Consider the following 19,688-nt stretch of genomic DNA (forward strand, 5'->3'; position numbering starts at 1 on the left):
CACCAGCTATTTTTTAGTGAATTAAAAATTATTACTAAAGTTACCAAAACCTTGCCAGCCGTCAAGCGGAATCGTGTCAATAGCCGAAAAACTTAGCTTTGAGTTCATCATTTAGGCGCTTGCTATAAGGTACTGGCAATCGAGCCGCCCATCATTATCAAGGCGCAGACAGATATTGAAAGTTAATTGGTTAGATATGCGAGTCACATCACAAATAGTAGGATAAACAAGATCCAGTTAACCACTTAAAATAAATTCCACTGATGTAATGTTAATCTTTTGTTATAATTAATCAATTTTATTGAAAACATAAGTCTTATTATTAAGGTGGTCGCTATGGCTAAGAATCCAGATGTTTCCCTTTATGAAGAACTTACTGATATTCAGCGTCATGTAACCCAGAATGCCGGGACAGAGCCGCCATTCTCAGGGAAATTGCTACATAATAAGAAAAGTGGCGTGTATCATTGTTTATGCTGCGAGCAGCCGTTATTTATGTCCGACACTAAATTTGATTCTGGTTGCGGCTGGCCGAGTTTTTACCAGCCTGTTACTCATGATGCAGTGCAGTATCTTGATGATGATAGTCACAATATGCATCGTATTGAGGTACGTTGTAGTCATTGCAACGCTCATTTGGGGCATGTGTTTCCTGATGGCCCGCAACCGACAGGAGAACGTTTTTGCATCAATTCGGCTGCATTAAGCTTTACTGATGAAAATACAGGCGAAAAAACAGTAGGTTAATCGTTTTTATTATTGCGGACATAATCTTAATTTACGCAAAAAATCGTTTCAGCTAATTCTGGAAAATAATGAGGAAATATCAATGGAACTGGATGATCTGTTATCTGTAATGACACCAGAAATATATCAACGCTTGGTTCAGGCAGTAGAACTGGGTAAATGGCAGGATGGCGTGCCTCTAACGGTAGAGCAGAAAGAGCATAGTTTGCAAATGATTATGTTATGGCAATCAAGACATAACCATGATCCGCAACATATGACGATTGGTACTGACGGCCAGTTGGTGATGAAGAGTAAACAAGAACTGAAAGCGGTCTTTCAGTCTGAAATGGTGGCAACATTCAAGCCATAATCGTTGGTAAGTAGGTGATGAAAAGGCTGAGTGTGTAAACTCAGCCTGGCCTTGGATTGATATCAGACAAGAGCGCTTTCTAGTTGAGCAAGTTCTATCAATATAGCGCCTTTCTCTGTTATCTCTTTGAATGCTGATTGGCTATCATTTGGGCTGAGGTTAACCCCTCGACAACCATCAGTAATGACCCAAGTTTCATAACCTAATGCCAGCGCGTCCAGCGCGGTAAACTTCACGCAATAATCGGTAGCGATACCGATAATAAACAGACGTTTAATTTGCTGTGCTTGCAACCAGTCATCAAGCCGAGTTTTACTCTGATGACCGTTGTCAAAAAAAGCACTGTAGCTATCGATCTGTGGATTTTCACCTTTGTGGAAAATTTCAACAATTGCCTGCTTGTTTAGCTGTGGATGGAAATCAGCGCCAGGCTGACCTTGAACACAGTGTACCGGCCACCAGACTTGCGGAATACCGTTTAATATACCGATATCGCCGATCTTTTGGCCGGAATTGACTGCGAAGCTCATATGCTCAGCAGGGTGCCAATCTTGGGTGGCAATAATGCTGATATTGTGTTTCAGACAAATATCAATTGCCTGATTTGCCGCAACAATGACTTGTTCACTCTCTTCTACGGCTAAAGCGCCGCCGGTACAGAAGTCGTTCTGTAGATCAATAAGTAATAGGGCTGTTTTCATCTCTTTCCTTGATTATTTATCATTATAACTTAATTCACCACGTAAATTTTGTTGCATTAAATAACGAATTTTTTCATTGCTATAGGGTTGACTGAGTAAATAGTGCAACTTGGTTAAAGTTGCTTCAAAAGTCATATCGTAGCCGCTTATTACCCCTGCTTCGGCCAGAGCATGGCCCGTTGCATAACCTTCCATATTGACTCGGCCGGAAATGCATTGAGTCAAATTAACAACCACGATCCCTCTCTCTGTCGCCTGTTTTAGCTCTTTCAATAATTCAGGGTGTTGAGGTGCGTTTCCGACGCCATACGAGCGTAGGATGAGAGCCTTAACCGGCTGCATTAAAATATTATTCACAACCTGACTGGAAAGGCCAGGATAAATGGTGATTACGCCAATTGGCTGAGGGGTAATCTGATGAGTAATAAACTCTCCGTGGCTGGCAGGGGCAAAACATGTGTTGAAGGTTTTGATGTTAATACCGACTTCCATTAATGGAGAACAGTTTGGCGAAGCAAAAGCATCGAAACCATCGGCATGCGCTTTGACGGTCCGGTTCCCACGAAACAGTTTATTATTGAAAAACAGGCTAACTTCGTTCACTGGGTAATTAGCGGCAAGATAAAGCGCATTCAACAAGTTTGTCTGCCCATCAGAGCGCAGGGCTTCCAGTGGGATTTGCGACCCAGTGACAATGACTGGCTTACCCAGATTCTCAAACATAAAGGAGAGGGCCGATGCCGTAAATGCCATTGTATCCGTACCATGCAGGATCACGAACCCGTCATAATCATGGTAGTTTTCTCGGATATCATCAGCGATAAACTGCCAGTCTTCTGGGGTCATATCAGAAGAATCAATCAGTGGTTGATGTTCACGGATGGTGAATGTCGGCATTTCTGGTCGATGGAATTCGGGCATCTTTGTTAATTGGCGTTGTAAATGCCCGGAAACGGGAATGTATCCCTGAGATGAGTGTTGCATCCCAATAGTCCCGCCAGTATAGACGACATAAATAGATTTCTTCTGCATGATTGTGCCTCATAAAAAGATCAGCTGGATTATAGGAGTATTGCAGAATAAAAAAAGCCTGACAGGGTTTGTCAGGCTAAATTAATCTAGCTATTACTAGAATCATGCATTGTTATGAGTTGTTTAGCGAATATCTCCACAATTTAAACAGAATGCATAACGATTTTGTGGATCATTCAGATGGCGATAGAACTCACTCTGTTGTTTCACTTCCTGAGCGACTTGCGCCAATGGAGCGGGAAGCCAGGCTTGAACCGCTTCCGGTACGATAGCTTGCGCGGTTGTTGTCAATTGGTTCATCAGCAATTCACTGAATGACATTTCAGGCTGCATCCAGTCAAGTTCTGGGTTGTCCAATTTTGCCAATTCAGCGGCTTTAGTGACTGCATTATCGAAATCCCCTAATTGGTCGACCAATCCATTGGTCTTAGCATCATGACCAATCCACACATGTCCCTGAGCAATTTTATCGACTTCTTCCTGTGTTTTGTGGCGTGAACTAGCAACAAGGCCGATAAAGTTGTTATAGCCATTTTCGATATTAAGCTGCATTAATTCTGAGAACTCTTTGCTGAGTCCTTTGGTCACAGAGATACCCGCGAATGGTGTCGTGGAAACGCCATCAGTGTGGATACCAATATGTTCCAGACTGTTTTCATAAGTGGTGATGACACCGAAGATACCGATAGAACCCGTCAACGTACTTTGGTTTGCGATGATGTAATTAGCTGGAGTAGAGATCCAGTAACCACCGGATGCCGCCATTCCCCCCATAGAAACCACCACAGGTTTATTGGCTGCACGTAGCGCGGCCAGTTCAGTGCGGATAACATCAGAAGCGCTCACACTGCCGCCAGGGCTGTTTACCCGCAGAATAACGGCTTTGATATTATCATCCAGACGAGCTTGACGAATCTGAGCGGCGGTTGTGTCACCGCCAACCATACCTGGAGTCTGTTGCCCATCGACAATTGCGCCTTGTGCGACAATGACAGCGATATTGCCTTTAGAGGGTGATCTGCCTTCCACCAATTGCGGCGCATAATCATAGATGCTGATAGCGTTGAAGTGACGGTTTTTTTCGTCCCAACCAAAGGCTTTTGTCATGTCGCTTTCAATGACATTGCGTGACGCAACATAATCGACCAGTTTGTGTTTAAGCGCATATTGCGCATTGTCTCCGTTAACAGCGCGTAAGTTGGCAATCATCTGATCAGCGCCTGGGAATACCTGATGAACAGTGAGTTTACGGTTGGTAGCCACAGTATTGAGGTAGTTGTTCCACAGACCGTTGACCCAACGGCTATCAGCTTCGCGGGCATCGGGGGACATATCATCACGCATAACCGGTTCAACGGCTGACTTATACGTGCCGACGCGGAAAATATGTGCGGTAACTTTCAGTGAATCCAGCAGGGATTTGTAATACAGGTTATTGGTTGAATAGCCATAAAGACCAACCGTTCCTTGTGGAGATAGATAGATCTTATCGGCAAAGGTAGCCAAATAATATTGCGACTGATTATAACTATCACTGATCGCATAAACCGGTTTACCGGAAGTTTTAAACTCATTAATTGCCTTACCGATATACTGCATAGATGGCTGGTCGGCGCCGATAAAGTCATCAAGTTTCAGCACCAATCCTGTGATTTTGTTATCGGTTTTTGCTTGGCGAATGCTATCAACAATATCAAACAGGGAGTTTTCCTGGAATTTATTGCTGGATGCGCCAAACAGTTCACGGCTCAATTGAGTCAATGGAGTACGGTTAGAGACCTGATCCACAATAACACCGGTGAGATTGACATATAATGCTCCCCGATAACTATCTGCCGTTTTGTTTGGCTGTTGATAGAGCAAAAAACCGCCAACGACAACCAGAATCAGCATGATAAAAATCAGATTTGAAATGACTTCCCGAATAAAATTTAATAATCGCCAACTCCATTTAAATAATCTTGCGATCAACTTCCACAAAATACGCATATCATCTCCAAAACTAGGATCAAGTGAAGCTATCCTAATGAGCAGACAGGTAAATGTCAGCTTCAAATAGTGGCATATTGCCTGAAAAGACAGCTTTAGGGCTTTTATTTGTTAACAAATAAACAGAAAATGTTAGCTTATAATAAAATACATTATCTAGGAGAGAAAAGATGGATGCATTAGAACTTTTGTTGAACAGACGTTCAGTATCACGTTTAACAACCCCGGCGCCTCAAGGTGAAGCATTACAACATATTCTGGCGGCGGGCATGAGAGCGCCTGATCATGGCGCATTGCGTCCGTGGCGCTTTATTGTCATGCAGGATGAAGGTATTGAGCGGTTTAGTCGATTACTTCATCAAGCAGCCATTGATAGTCAGCTTGGCGCTGAGGCGGAAGAAAAAGCGAAAAGCGCGCCTTATCGTGCGCCATTAATCATCGCTGTTATTGCAAAAGTGGCTGAGAATTCCAAAATACCTGAGTGGGAACAGGTGGTTTCCGCTGGTTGTGCTGTACATGCGATGCAAATGGCGGCTGTGGCTCAAGGGTTTGGCGGTATCTGGCGTACGGGGCCGTGGATTGATGATAATACCGTGCGTGCCGGTTTGGGTTGTTGTGAATATGACCAAATCGTGGGTTTTCTCTACCTTGGAACGCCTGCGCTAAGAGCGCCAAATAAGGTTACTCCGCCTGATATGACCAATTTTGTCAGCTACTTATAACCGAGGTCTGTTATGTCAACAGAAGTTCGCCTTACCCAATATAGCCACGGTGCTGGATGCGGTTGTAAAATTTCACCAAAAGTGTTGGCAACCATTCTGCATAGTGAGCAGGAGAAGTTTCTTGATCCTCACTTACTGGTTGGTAATGAAACTCGTGATGATGCTGCGGTTTATGATATTGGCAACGGTATCGGCATTGTCAGTACCACAGATTTCTTCATGCCGATTGTCGATGATCCCTTTGATTTTGGGCGCATTGCTGCCACAAATGCTATCAGCGATATTTATGCGATGGGCGGTAAGCCCATTATGGCGATAGCTATTTTGGGATGGCCTATCGATAAATTGGCGCCGGAAATTGCCCGTAAGGTGATTGAAGGCGGCCGAGCTGCGTGCAAAGGGGCCGGGATTGCACTGGCGGGAGGGCACTCTATTGATGCGCCTGAACCTATTTTTGGTCTGGCTGTGACCGGTATCGTTAATATTGACCGAGTGAAACAGAACAGCGCAGCGAAAGCGGGTTGCCAGCTATTTCTGACCAAGCCGCTTGGAATCGGTGTATTGACCACGGCGGAGAAAAAAGGCTTGCTGTTGCCTGAACATCAGGGCGTCGCGATAGAAACTATGTGCCGCTTAAATAAGTTGGGAGTGGATTTTGCTGAGGTAGCGGGTGTTACAGCCATGACCGATGTAACCGGGTTTGGTCTTTTAGGGCATTTGAGTGAAATTTGTGAAGGATCGGGGGTTCAGGCCACTCTCCATTTTGCAAAAGTGCCTAAACTGCCGGAAGTGGAATCTTATATTGAAAAGGGTTGTGTTCCGGGGGGAACCGGGCGTAATTTTGATAGTTACGGTCATCTTATTGGTGAAATGACAGCACTTCAGCGCAAACTGTTATGTGATCCACAAACATCCGGCGGCCTGCTGTTGGCTGTTTTACCAGAAGCTATGGACGAAGTGAAAGCGATTGCACGACGTCATGGCGTCGAACTGACCGCGATTGGTGAATTGTCTGAGCAACAGTCAGGCAGAGTACTCATTGAGGTCAATGAATAATACCCATGCGGCTTTTTATTGCAGAAAAACCCAGCCTAGCCAGGGCGATTGCCGATGTTTTACCAAAACCGCATCGCCGTGGTGATGGCTTTATTGCTTGTGGCGATAACCAGTTTGTTACTTGGTGTATCGGGCACTTGTTGGAACAGGCGGAACCTGATGCCTATGACAATCGTTTTGCTCGTTGGTCATTGGTTGATCTGCCTATCATCCCTGAAAAGTGGCAGTTAAAGCCGCGACCTTCTGTGGAGAAGCAGCTCAATATCATCCAGACATTGTTGGAAAAAGCCGATGAAATCGTGCACGCCGGCGACCCGGATCGGGAAGGGCAATTGTTGGTGGATGAGGTTCTGGATTTTTTGAAGCTGGATGATATAAGGCGAAAAAGCGTTCGCCGTTGCTTGATAAGCGATCTAAATCCACAGGCGGTGACCAGAGCTATTGAACGGTTAAGAGATAACCGGGATTTTGTTCCGCTATGTGTTTCAGCTCTCGCCAGAGCCAGAGCTGATTGGCTGTACGGCATTAATATGACTCGTGCTTATACCTTGCTTGGCCGCAATGCAGGGTATCAGGGAGTATTATCTGTCGGGCGGGTTCAGACCCCGGTTTTGGGGTTAGTGGTTCGCCGGGATGAAGAGATTGAGCACTTTGTACCGAAAGATTTTTTTGAGGTGAAAGCGCATATTGTTACGCCGAAAGATGAACGTTTTATCGCTATCTGGCAACCAAGTGAATCTTGTATCGATTTTTTGGATGAAGAAGGGCGATTGATCCACCGGCCTTTGGCTGAACACGTTGTAGCCAGAATAACCGGTCAACCAGCCTATGTGACCTCTTATCAGGATAAACGGGAATCTGAAGTCGCTCCTTTGCCGTTTTCATTATCTTCTTTGCAGATTGAAGCGGCTAAGCGTTTTGGCTTAAATGCGCAGCAAGTATTAGACATTTGTCAGCGATTATATGAAACACATAAGCTAATTACTTATCCCCGTTCTGATTGCCGTTATTTGCCTGATGAACACTTTGCTGGTCGTCATGCGGTGCTTAATGCAATATCCATTCATGCAAAAAGTCTATTGCCGCAAGAATTACTGGAAATAGATAGAAAGAATCGTTGTTGGGACGATAAAAAGGTTGATGCTCACCATGCAATTATCCCTACAGCACGAAGTGGTCATATAAATCTAACGGATAACGAGGCTAATATTTATGGTTTGATTGCCAGACAATATTTGATGCAATTTTTCCCGGATGCCATATTTCGTAAATGTGTTATTGAATTAGAAATTGCGGGTGGAAAATTTATTGCTAAAGCTCGTTTTCTTGCTGAGGCAGGTTGGAGAACGTTGCTTGGTAATAAAGAGCGTGATGAAGAGAATGATGGAACGCCATTACCCGTTGTTGCTAAAGGCGATGAATTATGGTGTGAAAGAGGAGAGGTGGTAGAGCGCCAGACTCAACCCCCAAAACCATTTACTGATGCAACTATCCTTTCCGCTATGACAGGAATTGCCCGTTTTGTACAGGATAAGGAACTGAAAAAAGTTCTTCGTGCAACAGATGGACTGGGGACGGAAGCAACACGGGCTGGCATTATCGAATTGCTGTTTAAACGGGAGTTTCTTTATAAAAAAGGGCGTCATATTCATGCAACCCCTGCGGGTAGAGCGTTGATTCATATATTGCCTGATATGGCCGCTTTACCGGATATGACCGCCCATTGGGAGTCCCGATTAACGCAAATCAGCGAAAAACAGTTTCGCTATCAAGATTTCATGGGGCCGCTTGAGGAGACATTGCAGCAATTAATTTGGCAGGCTAAACAGAACCGTAATTTAACCGCTTTTCGTGACTTACCGCCACTACCGGTTAAAGATAAAAGAGGGAAAAAAACGAAAGCAATAAAAAAAACTAAAACGGCTGCGCCATAGGGCGCAGCAATTATTAACGTTATTTTAAAATAAACGATTGATATTCGACGTTAATAGAATATCAAATTTTAAATTCCGCCCAAACAGGGGCATGGTCCGAAGGTTTCTCCATCTCACGGATTTTATAGTCAATGCCTGTTGCGATACAGCGCTCCACCAAGGGTTTACTTGCAAGCAGTAAATCAATACGTAGCCCTCGATTATCATCAAACCCTTTGGAGCGATAATCAAACCAGGAAAATTGGTCGTTACATTCAGGATTGAGATGGCGGAATGTATCAACCAGGCCCCAATTTTTCAGGCGTTCCATCCAATCTCGCTCTTCTGGCAGGAAGGAACATTTACCGGTTTTTAACCAGCGTTTTTGGTTGTTTTCGCCAATTCCGATATCCATATCTGTCGGGCTAATATTCATATCGCCCATGATAATCACTTGTGATTGAGGAGTTAAGTTCTGCTCCAGATAGTTTTGCAGGTCCTGATAAAATTTCTCCTTTGCCGGAAATTTCACTGGATGCTCACGGTTTTCTCCCTGTGGAAAATAGCCGTTAATAACGGTCAATGGCCCGTGTGGGGTCTCTATTTCTGCCATGATAATACGGCGTTGCGCATCTTCATCATCCCCTGGAAAACCACGATGTACAGCGAGAGGCGGCTGGCGCGTTAACAGTGCGACGCCGTAATGGGCTTTCTGGCCGTGATAAAATACATGATAGCCAAGTTCTCTAACCTCTTCTAAAGGGAACACTTCATCATGAACTTTTGTTTCCTGTAAGCCGATAACATCGGGTCGATGTTGCTCGACGATCGCAGCTAACTGATGGGGGCGTGCACGTAATCCATTAATATTAAAAGAGATAAATTTCATCTTTTACAGCCATCCAGTAAAAAGACACAGGAACAATAGTAACAGATGGATCTTAAAAAGTAACTATTGACAATGGTCAGCACGAAATAGTAACGGGTCCCCTAATATTATAATTTGTTGTGGAAAATATAATAATTTGTAGTGAGAAAGAGCCTCAGTTAGACCGTTTTTATCTCAAGTGTTACAAAAATTGATTACTGAAAAATGTAGAACCCTATCCTAATCTTTGATAGAAAATTGAGCTCGTTAGTAATGTTTATATTTTCTAATGGTTGATTGGTTAAGATTAATTTTTGAACCATGATAAACATGAATAATAGAGTTTATTGAGCCACCTATGTATTGAACATACGCTTTTTTTATGTGGTATATGTTTGAGAAGTATTTGTTTTTTTGTACAAAATTTATGCCTTCACAGTATCAAACTTGATTTAGCTGTCATTTGGTGAAGGCTATTTCAAAGAAATTATTTTAGCCACAAGTTATATAGGAACGGTGAATTATGTTTTTTTCTCGTAAATTAGAAGCATTCATGGCAGTGGTGGAAAATGGTTCTTTAAGTAAAGCGGCAAGAGTGATGAACCGTACAACTCCTCCAGTAGCTAAATCAATCAAAGACTTCGAGGCAACATTAGGGAAGCGCCTTTTCAAAAGGGAGAAATTTGGGATGAGTCTGACTAAAGATGGTTTAGAATTATATAATGATCTTAAAGATCTTTATTTACAAGAAAAAGAAATAACTAAAAAACATATCAGTGGTAGTATATGTAACATAGTTAATATTTATTACGATTGGGGGAAAAACAAACATCTTATTTATTTATATAAAGCGGCTGACAGAAATAGCTCTCAGGTAAATATATTCCGGTTTAGTTATGATAACATTGAAGAAATAGTGGATTACGACGGCAACACGCTCATTCTGAGCTCAGAAAAGATACTAAGTGACCGTTTTAGTCTCATTCGTAAAATCAAAGGGCCTGAATTGGGAATTTGCTGCCGAAAAGAATTATTGGATATTGCTGGCGGCGATGTAATGCAATTGCTAAAGAGTAATACTTGGCTCTGTGATCCTGTACTTTATAAAAGTAGTTTCATTAAAAACCTGGAAGAAGAAGTTATTCAAAGTGGTGGGAAAGTAAATATGCGTCAGATGGATAATATGGGATGCTGCATGAATTTCATTTATTCCAGAGATTATATATTTATTACTGATTCTCATCCTGATGAATTGGAAGGAGGAGACGCTTTGAGTTTTGTTCCTATTGCAAAACCTGGCGCAGCAAATCAATGTTATATTTATAAATCCAAATCACACTCAAGCGTACTTAATCGTTTTATCGATTCAGTCAATGACATGAGTTAAAATTCACCTACGCGGAGAAGATTATTGTAAGCTCCGCGTTGTTGTTATACGGAGATAATTATAAAGATTTTTCACTGTACCTAAATGATAAACTTATATTTATAATTCTTATTTGAATATTCCAAGTGGATATTTGGTAGTGGTGAGGAAAAATGGACTGTTCCTCGCCTTTTGGGGCAGCGTGTACTACCAGCCTGACATTATGATTCATTTTCGTCTGGTGTTTGGTACAACCCATTGTGCATGTACAAATTTGCATGGCTTTTGCCTTACTGCGTTAGCCGCGGTGTTGTCGTACTCCCAAAAATAATATTAGCCCCTAAATAGTTTTCGGCAAAATCGGTAAACTCTTCCTGAGTGAAGGGTTTTTGGGTTGGTATAGGGCAGTGTGGGTTCTTGGACTGCTATTGCCGCCAAATCCAGTTTGCCTTTGTAACGATTGAAAAAGGGATAAGCGTTTTTCATCTGAGCAGATTGATACGGCACGATATCGGGGCTGCTGGGATCGATTTTATTTTTTGCGGCGAAATTAAAAAAGCGAGACATATACTGAATCACTACCAACCATAACCTTGTGCTTTGCTTTCATCGGGATTATCAACTTGAGCAACTAAACCGCCTTGATATTTTGTGCCTTGTTGGAGATAAAATGGAATATTAAACAACTTGCACACCGCCAATGTCTTGACGCTCCAACAGAAGACATAATTGATCGAGCTCATCGGATGAAGTGTAGAGATAGTTTTGTGGTTTTTCTGCGAGTGCGGCAGTTGATAGCAAACTAATACATCAGAATGGCTGAGATGAGTTGTTTTAGCGCTATTATTATTTCCATCCTTAATTGTAAGGGAATGAGTCACAGGTTTATGACAGTTTAACAAGGCAGATAGTTCCATGACTTTATGAATTTATTTAACATCACAAAGTTACTTTATTGATTAATTGGTAATTATTTTCCGCGTCGTAGTACTCATCTACTTCTATCTTTGTAAATTTGTAAATAAATTCTCATTAAGAACAAATGAGAATGTTATCAATCAATATCATATTAATTGGGATGGTTGACGGTTTTTTTAAAGATATTTGGTCATTTATTGTTGAAGTTTAACCAAAATTAAACGAGAGACATTTTGTGATAAAAAGGTCTTGACTTTTTTATCGGCTAATTAAGAAAATCATCTCATCTATAAATGATTTATTTTGCTGTAGAAGATAAGGAATAAATGGTGGGTATATCAGCGTAAAATACAAATTACACTTGTTCTGATAATACGTTGTTTGAATAGATTAATCGAATGGCTAACTCTAAGGACAGTGAAAGGATAGATATTTTGATAGAATATCATTAACAATATTCTGATTAATCTGTCGGATTGTATTCGTGGTAGTGCCTTTACACGTGCCCGGTGGCGATAAGGGTTGGCCTGTTTTTTATCTTACATCACGGGATATCTTGTTATTTGTATAGCATGAATGAGAATTATTCTTTTTTACAGTGAATTAATACATGATATTTAAAAAGCAATATGAGATTAAGATTCATGTAACATATTGAATAAAAATGAAAATAGAATATTACTCTCATGGGGAGATTATCTGATCATAACTGAATGTTCAGCTCTATCTCATTTTATGATAATTAATGCAAGCTTATTTTTGTCAATAAATGTCATGTTGTTGTTATGAGGCTTAAATATCCTGTCCGGTATGTTGTTATATCGATGGTAATAGAGTCTGGACATTAAAAATCGTATTTTTTTGAAAAAAGAGTTGATCTTTATAGGCACCCATTAAGAAGATGGGAAAATTTTTAAATCACTTATCCTGTTCATGCATTGATGTATTGCGAAAATATGAATGGCCCGTGTAAATATTGACGGCTCAGTTAACTGCTGACCGGGAAATACCGGCGTGGGTGACTTCCCGATATGACAATAATGTCATGGCCTTATATTGAGTCCTTATTGTTTACTCACGGCCACAGAGAATTTAGGAGAAAATATGACGAATCCAACCCCGATGATCATCTTTGATCACAGCCGCTACAAGATAAAAGTGTGGGGCAATAAAGCGCCGCTGGATGTACTGACTTTTACCGGGCAGGAAGCCTTAAGCCAGCCGTTTCGCTATGCCATTGAATTCACCAGTGCGGAGAAAGGGATTGAGCCGGCCCAGATGCTGATGCAGAAAGCCTCCTTTACCCTGACTTCGCCTGAGATCAATCCGGGGATACGGTGGATGCCGACTGTGCCTCCGGCGCCGCTGCGCTCAGTTTACGGGGTGATCAGCGGCTTCAAACTGCTCTCCGCCTCGCGGGACGAAAGCCGTTATGAGGTGACGCTGGAGCCACGGCTGGCGCTGCTGGCGAGAAGCCATCAATACGCCATCTACCAAAAACTGTCGGTGCCGGAGATTGTGGAGAAAATCCTGCGGGAGCGGCATGGCTTTCGCGGGCAGGACTTCCTGTTCAGTCTGGCCTACGACTACCCGAGGCGGGAACAGGTGATGCAGTATGGCGAAGATGACCTGCGTTTTATACAACGCCTGCTGGCGGAAGTGGGCATCTGGTACAAAGTGACGGCGGATGACCGGTTAAAGATCGACGTGGTGGAGTTTTACGACGACCAGCGTGACTACCAGTTCAACGTCTACCTGCCGGCCCGCAATCCGTCAGGCATGCACGGCGAGGAGGATGCGGTGGTGTGGGGCATGGAGACCGCGTATCAGGTGGTGGAAGGAAAAATTACCACCCGGAATTATGACTACCACGATGCCCGGCCGTATCCCGGCCTGAACACCGGGGCGGATGTGGCGCGGGATGACCGGACGACCTATGGCGAGGCGTACCATTACCGCGATCACTACCGGATACCCGGTGACCGCTACGCCTATCAACCGGAGACGGAAAGCGGGGTGTTTTATGCCCGCCTGCATCACGAGCGCTACCTGAATCAACGCATCCGCCTGTGGGGGATGACCACCTCCGCCACGCTGGCGCCGGGGCAGGAATTGAAAGTGAAGGGGGACGCCCCGGAAGCGTTTCGCAAAGGGGCGATAATCACCCAGATTACCAACAGCGCCCGCCGGGACAGCAGTTTTGAGATGGCGTTCACCGCCATTCCCTATTCCGAAACCGTGTGTTTTCGCCCGGAGCGGATACCGAAACCGGTGATGGCGGGCACGATACCCGCGCGGGTGAGCAGCACGAAAGTGAATGATATCTACGGCGATATCGACAAAGACGGCCTGTATCGGGTGTCGTTTGACTTTGACCGGGAGAAATGGCCGCAAGGGGGCGAAAGCCTGTGGGTGCGTCTGGCCCGCCCGTATGCGGGGGAGAAATATGGCTTTCACTGGCCGTTGCTGGAAGGCACCGAAGTGGCGATCGCCTTTGAAGGGGGCGACCCGGATCGGCCTTATATCGCTTACGCGTTGCACGATTCAATGCACCCGGATCACGTCAATCTCTACAACTACAAACGCAACGTTCTGCGCACCCCGGCGAATAACAAACTGCGGATGGATGACGAACGTGGCCGGGAACATATCAAGCTGAGTACCGAATACGGCGGTAAAAGCCAGTTAAATCTCGGTCATCTGGTCGATAGCCAGCGCCCACGCCCGGATAAACGGGGAGAAGGCTTTGAATTGCGAACCGACGACTGGGGCGCGATTCGGGCCGGTAAGGGATTGTTTATCAGCGCGGATAAACAGGCCCGTGCGGGTGGCGAGGTGCTGGCGATGGAAGCGGCGCTGAATCAACTTCAACAAGCGCAGGCCTTAACTGAGACTTTATGCGGCGCGGCAGAAACCGCTAAAGCGGAACTGGCGGATTTGCAGCAACAGAAAGCGCTATTAAGTGAAACATTAGCCGAGTTGAAAAAATCCGCGCTGTTGCTGTCCGCGCCGGAGGGTATCGCGCAGACGACGGCAAAAAGCCTCCAGTTGGCGGCCGGGGAAAATATTATCGCCACCAGTGGGAAAAATACCGATTTTAGTGTGTTGAAAAAATTCACGGTGGCGGCGGGTGACAGGATCAGCCTGTTTGCCCAAAAACTGGGCATAAAACTGTTTGCCAGCAAAGGCCGGGTAGAGATTGAAGCGCAGGGTGATGAGATGGGGCTGGCGGCGCTGAAAGATATCACGGTGAATAGCCATGAAGGGAAAGTGATCATCAGCGCTAAAAAGGAGATCTTGCTGGTCAGTGGCGGTGGTTATATCCGAATAGGGAATGGTCAGGTGGAGTGCGGCGCACCCAATCACATTATCCAACGAGCGACAGCGTGGCAGAAGTTTGGCGGGCAGAGTGTCAGTCAGTCCATACAGCAATGGCAAACCGCAAATTACGCTGTAACGCCGAAGGCTGTACGGGCTTATAAGATTTCTCCGTTAGCCCGTCAGAATATGCAGCTCCATGCCGAAGATGGCGGCGTACAGGCATTATCAACCGCACAGAATGGAAAAAGTCCCTTGCAAAAGCAGGTTGGGGTAGAAATCAGTCAATTGAAAATAAAAGATGAGGAGTAAATGATGAGTGAGCCGAAGGAAAATGAGATTTTTATTCACCCTGAATATGATGAACTGGGCCTCCCTTATTACAACGTGCCGAATGCCAGAATTGAAGAAAATCTGGTGGCGACGTGTTTGAAATACGCGACTAAAGTGATCCCGGTGATTTTTCTGCCGGGGGTGATGGGGAGTAATTTAAAATCAAAAGAGGGTAAGTCGGTCTGGCGGCTAAATTCAGAATATAGTGTTGACGTTTTATTATGGATGTTCAGGGGAACATCTTACAGGAAAGAAACGTTAGACCCGAATAAAACGGAAGTTGATGATTCCGGGGATATTACGCCTGATCACACTGAGAAGAATAAATTTCAGACTTGCAAGCAGCGCGGTTGGGGGGAGATAGCCCATATGAGCTATGGCGCTTTCCTGCCCTGGCTTCAGGCGGTGTTGGATGATGAGCGTCTGGCCTTTGAGTACTGTCTGGCAGGGAAAGGGGAAAAAACCCTTCGGCAACGTATGGTTGATATGAACCTGAATGCGGAGTGGGGGGAAGAGCCGCTGACCGAAGCCGAGGTTGACCATAGTTATGATTTTCTCTACCCGGTTCATGTGATGGGCTATAACTGGCTGCAATCTAATGAGGAGTCTGCCAAGAGGCTGAAACAATATGTGGATAAGGTTTTAGCTTTCTATGGTAAACGGTGTGCAACTAAAAAGGTGATTTTAGTCACTCATTCAATGGGAGGGCTGGTTGCTCGTTATTACTCAGAACTGCTGAATGGCAAAGATAAAATTTTAGGCATTGTGCATGGAGTGATGCCCGCTACGGGGGCACCGACCACCTATAAAAGAATGAAAACCGGTGAAGATGGTAAGACAAGCCTAGTTGTGGGTTACGATGGTGAAGATATGACGCCGGTGCTGGCGCAGTCTCCCGGCCCATTACAGCTTCTGCCGGGAAAGGAGTATGGTCGAGGCTGGTTACGTATCGCTGATGGTAAAATGACGCATAGACTGCCGAAATCAGATCCGTATGAAGAAATTTATTTGGAAAAAGATCGCTGGTGGGGATTATGTGAAACCCGTCTTTTAAACCCGGATAAAAAGGATAAGTGGAAAGATGAAGCAAGCTGGAATAGTTATCGGAAGTTGATAAAGAACACAGTCAAACCATTTATTGAAGAGTTAACCAATAAGTACCATCCGAATACTTATGCCTTTTATGGTGCTAGTGAGAAAAACCCATCGTATGGCGTTATTTTATGGCAAGAGGATAAACTGAATTATGATACCTATAGCCGTGCTAATCGTTATGACAGACCGGGGGATTATTCTGGTATGGCATTTGATCAGCCATTATACGATCCTATTAATATGGAATTAGGTTCAACTCGTACTGTTCATCTTTCTGCCGGGTCTTCATCGTGGGGATATAAAAATATTACATTTAGAATGGCGCCACCTAAAGAGCCGGGAGATGGGACGGTGCCGGTGCAGTCTGGTTGTATTACAACTAGGTATTTACGCAGCTTGCTGGCAACAGAAGTCGACCATGAAGGCGCATATAAAGAGGATAGCGGAACGAAAGAGACGTTTGCTCGGTTATTCACCTTACGTTCAATTGTGAAGATGGTACAGGCGGTGAAAATTGAATAGGAAAACAACCTTACTGACTTTAGCGGTTATTTGTACCTTGTGGTGGCATATGCCCGTATTTTATTACCCGATTTTAACTGAAAAGGAAAAGAAAATGACAACAGAAATGTTAGCGAATATGCAGCCTCGTTGTGTGGGCCGTTATTTGATAGATCTTCCCGCTGGATTTGACAATGTTGCCAATCGAGGGATATTTATTGGTGATGCGCAAATAGAAACCGAGCGTTTATATCCACCTGCATTTGAACAGAGGATACGGCTAAGAAAGCAGGAATTAAAGTCCATGCAATCTGTTGAACCGAAAGATATGCCTTTTTTAAAGAAAGTCTATAGCCTCCAGGATAATATGGAGGGAGTGATCTTCGACAGGAATGAAAGTTTTGGCATTCCTGGTTTTGCCCGAGTATTAGAAGCGCATTTGTATAGTCACGGTGTCGCTTTTACCGTAACAATGAAATTTATGGAGTTATCAGATGATAAGTATAAGGAAGATAGAGATTTTTATATAAGGCAAGGGCTTTCTGAAAGGCAATATAATGAGTTGTATCAAACTCTGGAGAAGATGAAAAGATTACTATCCAGAATCAGCGGCAGAAAAGATACGGAAATACCTACGGAGGCAGGTACCTGTATTCCTGATGGTTTTATTACTGGCAGTCGTGATGAGAAAGAGAATATAACCTTTATCTATAAGCGAAATGAAAGTGATCATTTTACTTTCAGTATTGAGATATTGAATGATCTTCAAGAGAAAGACCATATGTTAGATCGTATTGTCAGTATGGAAGGAGTATTACTGGCTATGCATACTAAGCTAATAAGGAAAGGGAAGCGGGAAATTCATGGCACTTATACGGAGGAAATTTTGGCAAAAATGCCGACAAAAGTCATCGATGAGCCGGAAGTTACAATCCCGGGATATGCATTTAACTTGGTTGCAAATGAAACGGCTGGGGATTATAAAAATCCTTTTGTTAATATCGAATTGATGAATGACCGGTTATCTGCAACGCCGTACAGTGAAAATGAACTGATAACGTTTTGGGATGCGGTAACAAGTTCTTTTCGTAAAAGACCCGGCGCTTTTAAGCGGCAATAACATGCTTCAAATAAACCCCCTTATAGGGATATAAGGGTTAACCATCAGCGTAAGGAGAAACCAGATGTTTAAAGAAATAACCAGTTAGTGGGGATTGATATGATTCATTTTGAGCTTTGGCAACTTGTATTAGGCATCTATCTTTTACTACTATATTACACTTGGCCGATAATTCTGATACTGGATGTATTTACTCTTTATCGGATAAAGAAATGCATTAAAGATAAGGAATACGGGCGTGCGTCATGCTTGATTTTTGCTGCTGTATTCATGAGTGGTTCCCTTATTTTTTTATTAATAATATGGTTAAACGGATGAGAATATGAGGGATAATTATGTTTATCAGTCATATCACTGATCAAAGTAGAATCGCAAGCGTGACAGCTTTAACATTCTATGATAAAGACAAACCGGTTAAATTAATCGGTAGCTTGATTTTTTATTTAAACGCAAAACAGGGGATGCATTCAATGACGATATATGATTGTTGCTGCCCGGTTTTCGATTCCATTTCCCAGAATAATATCGAGTTATTATTATGAGCTGGCCCATACCTGAAATACCGGAACTTAAAGCCGTGGCGCCTTTGCGTTATCGATTATGGTTTATCATTTTACTTTTAATATTGATTGTCGGCACATTGGTTTACGCTGTGTTAAAAGACACTACCGATTTCTATCACGCGGCGATTTATAGCAGCTTACCGTCCTTTCTGGTGTGGCTGCTATTATTTGGTGCGGTATTAAATCGCTATGAGCAATATTGCGCGGCAGCATACGCTTGGGAAGAAGCCAGTGCTGAAACCCATTTTCAGTGGCAGCAATGGAGCAGAAAACAACTGGCGGTGATCGGTAATATTATTCTGACGCCTGAGCAACAAGGTATTGCGCCGCTATTAGGTGATGCGGAAGAAATTCCTGTTTTTCCTGAACAAGGGCGGGCGTTATCTTTGCCATCGAGCGATAGACGGCAATTATTGGCTAAAATTGAGCAGGATTTTGAAAAACAGTGTCCCGGTTATCGTTCGCTGCTACGTCAGATTTATATTGCCTCCGACGATCACGCTTCTTATGAGCCTGCGATATATCAACAGTGGAAAATGAGTCCTTTACCGATAATAAATCGGGATGAAATCGATAAATTATACGATGAGGAGGCTTTTGAAGGGCTGATAATGGTTATTGCATTTCAGTGCTGGCCTGCTGCAAACAATAAGAAAGCCTACAGTGAATTTGTCTCGGCTCAATTATTTTCGTCGACAAAATTTGCCACGCAGGAAAAACTTACTGTCCTTGCCGGTATGGGAAGAACATTACCTTCATTACCCGGAGAAATAATCAAAGATTTACAGATATTGTTTGAATATAACCGTATTGATAAAAATAACATGCGGCACCTTTGGATAACGGGTGTCACGAATGATGTTCTGACTGAACTGGCAATTAACAGTCATGACTCTGCGTTTAATCTTTTCGCCGAAAATTCGGTTCATTTAATCGATCATTCTTTTGGTCCTCCGGGGCCGCTATCGATATTTTTGGCATCAGCCATGCTAACTGAGGCAATTAGCCTGACCGGTAGCGATCATATCGTTATCAATCAATTAACTGAGGGGAGCGCTAGCCTCTATTTTCACCAACCGTGACCAGATAGCCGT

The 19,688-nt window shown here is 43.6% G+C and carries 15 protein-coding genes; 10 read left to right on the plus strand and 5 right to left on the minus strand.

Translation table 11 applies throughout. The features are described 5' to 3' along the window. Positions 1–336: 336 nt before the first annotated feature. Positions 337–747: a peptide-methionine (R)-S-oxide reductase MsrB gene (msrB, locus tag TI10_RS01295; RefSeq protein WP_049581363.1), complete on the plus strand. Its 411-nt coding sequence runs from the start codon at positions 337–339 to the stop codon at positions 745–747. Positions 748–829: 82 nt separating this feature from the next. Next, on the plus strand, positions 830–1,099 hold the full coding sequence (locus tag TI10_RS01300; RefSeq protein ID WP_049581364.1) for a YeaC family protein: 270 nt from the start codon (positions 830–832) through the stop codon (positions 1,097–1,099). A gap of 62 nt (positions 1,100–1,161) precedes the next feature. Here the strand turns inward: TI10_RS01300 and pncA are convergent, their stop codons facing one another. The 3 genes from pncA to sppA form a co-directional block, all read right to left on the minus strand. Beyond that, a complete protein-coding gene (gene pncA / locus TI10_RS01305) occupies positions 1,162–1,800 on the minus strand; it encodes a bifunctional nicotinamidase/pyrazinamidase (protein ID WP_049581365.1) in 639 nt (212 codons plus the stop codon). 12 nt (positions 1,801–1,812) lie between these two features. Then, positions 1,813–2,832 (minus strand): asparaginase, encoded by a 1,020-nt coding sequence (ansA, locus tag TI10_RS01310; RefSeq protein ID WP_049581366.1) that lies wholly within the window; start codon positions 2,830–2,832, stop codon positions 1,813–1,815. Positions 2,833–2,955: 123 nt separating this feature from the next. Further along, the gene (gene sppA / locus TI10_RS01315) at positions 2,956–4,821 is read right to left on the minus strand and encodes a signal peptide peptidase SppA (protein ID WP_049581367.1); all 1,866 of its coding nucleotides are present in this window, start codon (positions 4,819–4,821) and stop codon (positions 2,956–2,958) included. A gap of 170 nt (positions 4,822–4,991) precedes the next feature. Here sppA and TI10_RS01320 point away from each other — a divergent pair, with 170 nt between their 5' ends. The 3 genes from TI10_RS01320 to TI10_RS01330 are packed head-to-tail and all read left to right on the plus strand — an operon-like array spanning position 4,992 to position 8,533. After that, entirely contained in the window at positions 4,992–5,543 is a 552-nt protein-coding gene (locus TI10_RS01320) for an NAD(P)H nitroreductase (RefSeq protein WP_049581368.1), read from the plus strand. Between the two features lie 12 nt (positions 5,544–5,555). Further along, positions 5,556–6,599, plus strand: coding sequence for a selenide, water dikinase SelD (gene selD, locus TI10_RS01325; RefSeq protein ID WP_049581369.1), 1,044 nt, complete (start codon positions 5,556–5,558; stop codon positions 6,597–6,599). A 5-nt stretch (positions 6,600–6,604) separates the two neighbouring features. Further along, a complete protein-coding gene (locus TI10_RS01330) occupies positions 6,605–8,533 on the plus strand; it encodes a DNA topoisomerase III (protein WP_049581370.1) in 1,929 nt (642 codons plus the stop codon). A 61-nt stretch (positions 8,534–8,594) separates the two neighbouring features. Here TI10_RS01330 and xthA read toward each other — a convergent pair whose 3' ends face one another. Further along, complete coding sequence (gene xthA / locus TI10_RS01335; protein ID WP_049581371.1) at positions 8,595–9,401, minus strand: exodeoxyribonuclease III; 807 nt, start codon at positions 9,399–9,401, stop codon at positions 8,595–8,597. A gap of 502 nt (positions 9,402–9,903) precedes the next feature. Between xthA and TI10_RS01340 the strand changes: the two genes are divergently transcribed. Further along, complete coding sequence (locus tag TI10_RS01340) at positions 9,904–10,767, plus strand: helix-turn-helix domain-containing protein (protein WP_036780805.1); 864 nt, start codon at positions 9,904–9,906, stop codon at positions 10,765–10,767. Between the two features lie 557 nt (positions 10,768–11,324). Here the strand turns inward: TI10_RS01340 and TI10_RS25660 are convergent. Then, positions 11,325–11,648, minus strand: coding sequence for a hypothetical protein (locus TI10_RS25660; RefSeq protein WP_074524852.1), 324 nt, complete (start codon positions 11,646–11,648; stop codon positions 11,325–11,327). Positions 11,649–12,768: 1,120 nt separating this feature from the next. Here TI10_RS25660 and TI10_RS01350 point away from each other — a divergent pair. The 4 genes from TI10_RS01350 (at position 12,769) to TI10_RS01375 (ending at position 19,676) form a co-directional block, all read left to right on the plus strand. Further along, a complete protein-coding gene (locus TI10_RS01350) occupies positions 12,769–15,294 on the plus strand; it encodes a type VI secretion system Vgr family protein (protein ID WP_049581373.1) in 2,526 nt (841 codons plus the stop codon). Positions 15,295–15,297: 3 nt separating this feature from the next. Further along, positions 15,298–16,932, plus strand: coding sequence for an esterase/lipase family protein (locus tag TI10_RS01355; RefSeq protein WP_049581374.1), 1,635 nt, complete (start codon positions 15,298–15,300; stop codon positions 16,930–16,932). A gap of 94 nt (positions 16,933–17,026) precedes the next feature. Beyond that, the gene (locus tag TI10_RS01360; RefSeq protein ID WP_244161485.1) at positions 17,027–18,031 is read left to right on the plus strand and encodes a T6SS immunity protein Tli4 family protein; all 1,005 of its coding nucleotides are present in this window, start codon (positions 17,027–17,029) and stop codon (positions 18,029–18,031) included. A gap of 538 nt (positions 18,032–18,569) precedes the next feature. Then, the gene (locus TI10_RS01375; RefSeq protein ID WP_049581377.1) at positions 18,570–19,676 is read left to right on the plus strand and encodes a hypothetical protein; all 1,107 of its coding nucleotides are present in this window, start codon (positions 18,570–18,572) and stop codon (positions 19,674–19,676) included. Positions 19,677–19,688 lie beyond the last annotated feature (12 nt).

It is taken from the genome of Photorhabdus luminescens subsp. luminescens (assembly GCF_001083805.1).
Taxonomy (GTDB): domain Bacteria; phylum Pseudomonadota; class Gammaproteobacteria; order Enterobacterales; family Enterobacteriaceae; genus Photorhabdus; species Photorhabdus luminescens.

What these genes read in the sequence shown, in the direction of transcription:
- msrB (WP_049581363.1), top strand. Translation starts at nt 337, where the DNA reads ATGGCTAAGAATCCAGATGTTTCCCTTTATGAAGAACTTACTGATATT.
- TI10_RS01300 (WP_049581364.1), top strand. Translation starts at nt 830, where the DNA reads ATGGAACTGGATGATCTGTTATCTGTAATGACACCAGAAATATATCAA.
- pncA (WP_049581365.1), bottom strand. Translation starts at nt 1,800, where the DNA reads ATGAAAACAGCCCTATTACTTATTGATCTACAGAACGACTTCTGTACC.
- ansA (WP_049581366.1), bottom strand. Translation starts at nt 2,832, where the DNA reads ATGCAGAAGAAATCTATTTATGTCGTCTATACTGGCGGGACTATTGGG.
- sppA (WP_049581367.1), bottom strand. Translation starts at nt 4,821, where the DNA reads ATGCGTATTTTGTGGAAGTTGATCGCAAGATTATTTAAATGGAGTTGG.
- TI10_RS01320 (WP_049581368.1), top strand. Translation starts at nt 4,992, where the DNA reads ATGGATGCATTAGAACTTTTGTTGAACAGACGTTCAGTATCACGTTTA.
- selD (WP_049581369.1), top strand. Translation starts at nt 5,556, where the DNA reads ATGTCAACAGAAGTTCGCCTTACCCAATATAGCCACGGTGCTGGATGC.
- TI10_RS01330 (WP_049581370.1), top strand. Translation starts at nt 6,605, where the DNA reads ATGCGGCTTTTTATTGCAGAAAAACCCAGCCTAGCCAGGGCGATTGCC.
- xthA (WP_049581371.1), bottom strand. Translation starts at nt 9,401, where the DNA reads ATGAAATTTATCTCTTTTAATATTAATGGATTACGTGCACGCCCCCAT.
- TI10_RS01340 (WP_036780805.1), top strand. Translation starts at nt 9,904, where the DNA reads ATGTTTTTTTCTCGTAAATTAGAAGCATTCATGGCAGTGGTGGAAAAT.
- TI10_RS01350 (WP_049581373.1), top strand. Translation starts at nt 12,769, where the DNA reads ATGACGAATCCAACCCCGATGATCATCTTTGATCACAGCCGCTACAAG.
- TI10_RS01355 (WP_049581374.1), top strand. Translation starts at nt 15,298, where the DNA reads ATGAGTGAGCCGAAGGAAAATGAGATTTTTATTCACCCTGAATATGAT.
- TI10_RS01360 (WP_244161485.1), top strand. Translation starts at nt 17,027, where the DNA reads ATGACAACAGAAATGTTAGCGAATATGCAGCCTCGTTGTGTGGGCCGT.
- TI10_RS01375 (WP_049581377.1), top strand. Translation starts at nt 18,570, where the DNA reads ATGAGCTGGCCCATACCTGAAATACCGGAACTTAAAGCCGTGGCGCCT.